Source organism: Actinomycetospora sp. (assembly GCF_036497585.1).
Lineage (GTDB): Bacteria > Actinomycetota > Actinomycetes > Mycobacteriales > Pseudonocardiaceae > Actinomycetospora.
In genome coordinates this window covers 37,982-44,900 of sequence record NZ_DASXJD010000103.1, presented here as the reverse complement: position 1 = coordinate 44,900, position 6,919 = coordinate 37,982, and the positions used below count along the sequence as shown (strand labels likewise).

The window sequence follows — 6,919 nt, the reverse complement described above, 5'->3', positions numbered from 1 at the left end:
TCGAGGGCCGAGAAGGTGATCCACCCCGTGAGGAGCGCCGGGTCGGCGGACTTCACGGCGTCGATGGTCGGCAGGTTGAAGGCAGACACGACGATCTGGTCGCTCCCCCGGCCCGGGCGGCGGCGCTCGGCGAGCAGGGCGGCGCCCAGGGCGACGGCGTGCTTGGGGTGGGTGTCCACCGCGGTCGGGCGGCCCAGCTCGGCGGAGAGCATCTGCGAGACCAGCGGGATCCGGGACGAGCCGCCCACGAGCAGCACGTTGCTGAGATCCTCGGGTGCGGCGTCCGCACCGGTCAGCGCCCGGCGCAACGCGGAGACCGTCGCCTCGATCGAGGGCCGGATCATCTCCTCGAACTCGGCCCGTGTCAGGCGCACGTCCGTGTGCTTGCCGGGCAGCATGACCGGCACCGAGGTCTCGGTGTCGGCCGAGAGCGCCTCCTTCGCGAGCACGCAGTCGTGGCGCGCGCGCACCAGGCTCGCGGCGGTCCGGGGGTCGTCGAGGTCGAGTTCGGACAGCGCGCCGTCGACGCTGCGGTCGACGTGGGCGAACACCGCCTCGTCGAAGTCGATGCCGCCGAGCCCCTCGATGCCCTCCGGCGGGCCGAGGAACTCGAACCCGTGGTCGAGCTGGCGCAGCACCGTGGCGTCGAAGGTCCCGCCGCCGAGGTCGTAGACGGCCACGACCGAGCCCTTCGGGACCCGCGCGGTCGACGCGTAGTGCGCCGCGGCCGCCTCCGGCTCGGTCACCATCGAGATCGTGGTCAGGTCCGCCAGCCGCGGCACCGACTCGAACAGCTCCCGCTTGTAGGGCCCCCAGTTGGCGGGGTGGGTCAACACGATGCCGCCCGGCCGGGCCCCCTCGCGCTCGGCGGCGCTGTCCACCACCGAGCGCAGCAGCCGCGAGAGGATCTGGGCGACCGAGTGCGGCTCGCCCCCGAGGATGAGCGGCGTGGTGTCGCCGAGGCGACGCTTCACCTCGCGCGCCACCCGCGTGGGCTGGGCGGCCGCGCGACGGTGTGCGGCGTCGCCCACCAGAGCGCTGCCGTCCTCGCGGATCATGACCACCGACGGGATCGCCGGGGAGCGGTCGCCGAGGGTCACCATCTCGAGGTGGTCGCCCCGCGAGACCGCGGCGGCGGTGAACGTGGTGCCCAGGTCGACGCCGAGGCCGTAGGTCATCGTGTTTCTCCAGCTACCCGTGGTGCGCGAGGGAGTGGTCGGGGGCGTCGTGGGACGAGCCGCCGTGGTCCTCGGCGGCGTCGTGGTGGCTCTGGGCCTCGTGGCCCTCACCGGACTCGTGCGTCGGGGTGTCGGGCGCGGCCGACGCGTGGTCGGTGCCGGCCGCCGCGTGGTGCCCCGTCGCGGCGTGGTCGACGGGGTCGCTCTGCTCGTGGTCGGTCTGGGAGGCGTGGCTGCCGTTGCCGTCGGGTGACCGACCCGAGGCCGAGCCCGGCGGCGCATGCCCGAAGGGCGTCTGCGTGCCGGGGCTCCCCGCCGCCCCGAACGGCGCGTCCGGCCCGGGGGGCGTGGTGGGCGGGGGTCCCGGAGGCGTGGCCGAGCCGAGGCCGGGTGCTCCCCCTGTCGCCGGGCCCGGCTCGACCCCGCTCGCCGGGCCGCGCACCAGGGGCCCGTCGTCGAGACCGGCCGGTGGCGGCGCGTGCAGGGCGTCGACGGGACCGGCTCCGGCCGGCCCCGTCCCGCCCGACGTCGGCTCGAACGGCGAGGTCCCCGAGGTGCCCGAGGTCCCCGCCGTGCCCGACAGCGTGGTCGCGTGCGCGACGAGCGTGGGGTCGAGCGGCGAGCCGTCGTGGTGCGACGTGGCGGCCGCCGCGGTCCCGGACGTGGCCAGTCCCGCCGTCGCCACCCCCGTCCCCACCGCGCCCGCCGCAGCCGCCCCCGTCGCCGCCGTCCCGGTCGCGGCGGCCGGTGCCCCCTGGTCGGTGGTGACGGTGCGCTGGTCGAGGTCGTGGGTCTGCCGGGACCCGGCGCCCCCGACCTGAACCTGGCTGCCCGGGCCGCCCCCGCGGTCGTCGGCGTGCTGCTCCTGCTGCGAGCCCCGGCCGGCCACCTGGGTCTGCGACGTGCCCTGCCCGCCGCGCCCGTCGTCGTTCTGGGTCTGGTGCGACCCCCGGCCGCCGGTCTGGGTCTGGCTGCTGGGGCCGCCCCCGCGGCCGTCCTCGTTCTGGGTCTGGGTGGAGCCCTTCCCACCGGTCTGGGTCTGGCTGCTGGGGCCGCCCCCGCGGCCGTCGTCGTTCTGGGTCTGGGTCGAGCCCTTCCCGCCGGTCTGGGTCTGCGTGCTCCCCTCGCCACCGCGCCCGTCGTGGTTCTGGGTCTGGGTCGAGCCCTTCCCGCCGGTCTGGGTCTGGGTGGTGTGCCCGCCGTCGCGGGTGTCGGCGTTCTGGGTCTGGTCGACGCCGTCCCCGCCGTCCTGGCCCTGGGTGACGTCGCCCGCGCCGCGGCCGTCGGCGTCCTCGGTCTGGGTGCCGCGACCCTCGGTGTGCTCGGTCTGGGTGACCGTGCCGTGGCCGCCGCCGCGGTCGTCGACGCCCTCGTACTGGTCGGTGGTCAGGTGACCGTCGGAGTGGCCGTGCTGCCCGTGGCCGTCGTCGGTCGTCGACTCCTGCTGGGTGACGTTCGCGTCGAAGTGCCCGTCGGTGTCGGGCACGACGTCGACGGTGGTGTGGGCGTCGACGGAGACCGAGTAGCTGCCGTCGGGCTTGTGGTGGACGATGACGTCCTCGTGCTGGTGCACCACCAGGTCGGCGTGCTCGGCGGGGCTGACCGTGTAGACGTCGTGGCCGTCGTAGCTGTACTCGTGGCCGCCGTACTGCACGACGACGACGAGGTGGCTCTCGACGACGAAGTTGCCGCTGGCGTCCTCCCGGACGGCCACCGTCTCGTACTGCTGGACGGTGATCCCGCCGTCGTCGTGCCCACCCTGCTGGCCGCCGTCCGGCCGACCCGCGCCGTCGCGGTGGCTCGGGCCCGACCCCGGTGCGGCCCCGGGGGCGGACCCGCCACCGGCGCCGTGCCACGTGCTCGCCGTCGACGCGACCACCGAGCCGTCGGGGCCATGCCCGACGGACGTGCTGACGCTCTGGGGGGAGATGCCGGCGCCGCTGACCTGCTGGTCGACGGTGACGTGGCCGCCCCCGCCGCCCCCGTCGCCCCCGGCGCCCGACCCGCCCGTCCCGCCGCCGCCCTGGTCGCCCGCTCCGGGGCCCGGTCCCGCGCCGCCGCCGGGCGGGGGCCCCAGGGGCGTCTCGAGAGCGGTGGGCTCGGCCTGGGCGGTGCCCTCCGAGAGACCGTAGGCGAGGCCCGCCGCGTACGCGGCCGCGCCGGCGGCGCCCGCGAACCGCAGCGGGACCACGCGGGCCTGCGCGCGTGTCGGCGGCTCCCCGCCACCCTCGGTCGCCGCCTCGACCGCACGGACCCCCTCGACCGCGCGGATCGCGCGATCGACGACTGAGTTCCCCTCCCGTTCGCTCACGGCTACACCCTGCGAACCGTGGGTCGCGGTGTCATGAGTAGCGGCCTACTCCCCCTCGCCCCGGCGCCGCGGCGGAGTACTCAGCGCGGCCGGAGCTCAGGATGCCCTCGCAGGTCCGGACGAGGACCCGCGCCGCCTGCGCGCGTTCGCGGGTGACCGCCGGGCTCTCCGCCCGCCGCTGCCACCGCTGGTGCTGCTCGGCCGCTGCCCGCCGCACCGCCTCCTGGCCGGCCCGCGGGTCCAGACCGAGCCGTGTCGCCGCGTCCATCCCGTCGCCCCCCAGCAGGCGCTCGGCGTCGTGCAGCTCGGACTCGGGGAGCAGCACGCGCCGGCTCCGCAGGTCGTCGATGAGCGCGATCTCCGCGAACTCGTGGGCGCTCGCCTGGACCCGCTCGAGCTGGTGCGCCAGTCCCTGGGCGCCGGGGACCGGGTGACGCCGCAGCACCCCCTCGAGCGCCGCGAGGGCCGACCGCGCCTTGAGCACCTCGGCCCGGGCGCCGAACTGGGTGTGGAGCAGGTGCTGCAGCTCGCGCACGCCGCTGGCGGTGGTGAGCTCGCGCGCGAGGTCGGTCGCGCCGGTGACCTCGCCGTCGCGCACGAGACGGATTGCGGTGCGCACTCCGAACAGCCCGTAGCGCCGCAGGAGCGCCGTGCGGTCGGCCGTCGACACCGGCCCGTCCGTCTCCAGCGTCTCGAAGCGGTCCGCGGTCAGCAGCAGGCGCTCGGTGTCCGACGACCCGGCGAGGGCGGCGAACGCGCGGTACTCCGCCTCGCGCAGGGACGCCGCGGACGAGGCCAGCAGGCCGGCGACCGGGACCACGGTCTGGCAGAGCGCCCGTACCCGCGGGTCCAGCCGGTACCGGTCGGCGATCCGGGCCGCCGTGGTGAGCGCGTCCGGGCGGGCGTGCCCGATCTCGTCGCTGCGCGAGAGCACCGCGATGGTGTTGACGGTGCGCCGGTCCACCGCGCTGTCGCGGAAGGCCTCGAGGAAACGGGCGTCGTCCCCGTGGGCGTGGCGCATGAGGTAGACGACGGCGTCGGCGGCGGTCACCTCCCCGTCGCCCGGGGCGAGGACCCGCTCGCTGCGCTCGGAGACCTCGGTGTTGACCGAGCCGATCCCGGGGGTGTCGATGAGCATCGTGCGCCGCAGCGTGGGCGAGGGCCAGGTCACCACCAGGCGCTCGACCCGCTCGGGCGGCAGGTCTCCGAGGTCGATCTCGAGGGAGCCGTGGGGCTGCCGGAAGGGCAGCTGGCGGGGTGGTCCGGCGATCGGGTGCACGTCGACGCGGTAGGCGACGCCGTCGACGTACCAGGTGACCAGCCGCGTGCACTCCCCCGCATCGGTCGCGGCCAGCTCCTGGCCCACGAGGGCGTTGAGCAGGGTGGACTTGCCGGCCTTCACGCGTCCGGCGATGGCGACGCGCAGCGGCTCCCCCATCCGCGCGGCCGTGGCCTGCAGGGCGGGCTCGGCGGGGCCACCCGAGTACACGCGCATCGCCGCCCCGAGCAGGCCGCGGACGGCCGGCACCACGCCGGCGGCGTCCGGGGTCACGGACGACCCGCCGCGGCCACCGCCGGCCGGTCGGTCGCGTGCGTGAGGACCTCACGGGCCCGCTCGCGCACCATCGCGAACGATTCCAGGTCCGACTTCAGACGAGCCAGCTCGTCGGCCTCGGCCTCGTCGTTGGTCACCGCCTTCTGGGCGGCGGTGAGCGCCTCCTTGGTGGAACGCTGCAGCTCCTCGACCCGGCGGGTGTAGCCATCGCGCATCTCGCGCTGGATGCGTCGCAGCGCGTCCCGGGAGTCCTTCCCGACCTGCAGGTTGAACTCGTCGACGAACCGGCGCACGGCGGTCTTCGCCGCCGAGCGGCGTTTCTCGAGCTGGCGCTTGCGCTCCTCGCCCAGACCCGACTTCCCCATCAGCAGCCCCAGCCCGACCCCGACGGGGCCGGGGAGCGCGATCGCCGCCATGTGGGTCAGCAGCGTGAACATCATGAAGCCGCCGTAGGCCTTCTGGAACGCCGCCATGCCCCCGGCGAGTTTCTTCGGCGCCGCGCTGAACGACGAGTCGATGTCGATCTCCTCGATCACCTCGACGGGCGCGGCGATCCCGGCCGGGGCGACCGCCTGCGCCGCGGCGAGGTCGAACTGCTCGGCGACCTGTTCGGCGAGCTGCCGGGCGCGGCGCGCGAACTGGCCGTAGTTCTCGAGGGCCTCGCCGGCCAGGCGCTGGCGCATCCACTGCTCGAACGCGGGCCAGTCCTTGGCCGGGTCGCCCTCGTCGATGCTCTTCTCCGCGTCGTGCAGCACCTCCCGCGAGCGGGCTCGCAGGTCGAAGTCGATGTCCGAGCTGATGTCGGCGAAGCCGTCGAAGAGGATCTGCTGCCAGCGAGAGGACCGTTCGCGAAGGTTGTCGGCGCGCTGCTGCGTCCGGGTCAGGTCGGCGACGAGCGCGGCGGACCGCTCGGGGGTGGTCAACGATGCCGCGCGAGACCGCAGCGCCGGTTCGAGCTGGCCAACCACGGAGATCACGTGGTTGCCGACCGAGCGGAGCGCGACCCGCTCGGCGTCGCGCACCACGTCCTGCAGGCGCTGGACCAGCGGCGGGAACCCCGACTCGACGTTGAGCTCCTGGTCACCGGCGTTCGCCGCGAGGCCGCGGAGCTCGGAGGAGACCGCCAGCACCTCGATGTCCAGGCCGGCGCGGGCGAGGTGGCCCGCGTCGATGTCGCGGATGCGCTTCCACTCGGGGTACAGGTCGATCTTGGTGAGGACTACGACGATGGTCGGGCACAGCTCCCTGACCGTCCGCAGGAACCGGACCTCGGCGGCCGTGAGCTCCTGCGACGCGTCCGAGACGAACACGACGGCGTGTGCCTGGGGCAGGGAGCCGACGGTGACCGCGTTGTGCAGCGACCCCAGCCCCCCGACCCCGGGGGTGTCGACGAGGGTCAGCCCCGACGCCAGCAGCGGACGGTCCAGACCGACGGTCATGGACCGCAGTCGCCGCTGGTTGCCGGGGTTTCCGTTCTCCGTCACGTAGGCGGCGATCTCGCCGACCGGGACGTCCTCGGTCCACGGTGACGCGTTCACGCCGGCCGCGGACTCGTAGCTCGCCACGGCCCGCACCTGCTGGGAGTAGCCGACCTTGGTGGGGACGGCGGTGGCGATGTCGTCGTCCACCGGACACACCGGCGCGGTGATGAGGCCGTTGATCAGGGAGCTCTTGCCCTGCTTGAACTCCCCGACGACGTACACCGTCACCGACGTGTCGGACAACAGGTGCCGGGCACCGGACAGTCGCTCGACGAGGTCCTCCCGCTCGTAGGCGGTGGCTCCCTTGACCGCGAGGTCGAGGGTCTCTGCAGCGAACTGGAATCCGGTGCCCGACACCTGGTGTCCTTTCCGTCAGCCGTGCTTCACGGGTCGA

General features: G+C 75.0%; 4 protein-coding genes. All 4 read right to left on the bottom strand.

Features of this window, described 5'->3' with window-relative positions; translation table 11 throughout:
* A partial coding sequence (locus VGH76_RS09960; RefSeq protein ID WP_331556506.1) for an Hsp70 family protein occupies positions 1-1,178 on the bottom strand: 1,178 nt, incomplete at its 3' end.
* A gap of 13 nt (positions 1,179-1,191) precedes the next feature.
* The gene (locus VGH76_RS09955) at positions 1,192-3,489 is read right to left on the bottom strand and encodes a hypothetical protein (protein ID WP_331556505.1); all 2,298 of its coding nucleotides are present in this window, start codon (positions 3,487-3,489) and stop codon (positions 1,192-1,194) included.
* Positions 3,490-3,520: 31 nt separating this feature from the next.
* Positions 3,521-5,041: a dynamin family protein gene (locus tag VGH76_RS09950; RefSeq protein ID WP_331556504.1), complete on the bottom strand. Its 1,521-nt coding sequence runs from the start codon at positions 5,039-5,041 to the stop codon at positions 3,521-3,523.
* Entirely contained in the window at positions 5,038-6,882 is a 1,845-nt protein-coding gene (locus VGH76_RS09945) for a dynamin family protein (RefSeq protein WP_331556502.1), read from the bottom strand. Before VGH76_RS09945 ends, VGH76_RS09950 begins: the two co-directional genes overlap by 4 nt.
* Positions 6,883-6,919: the final 37 nt, after the last annotated feature.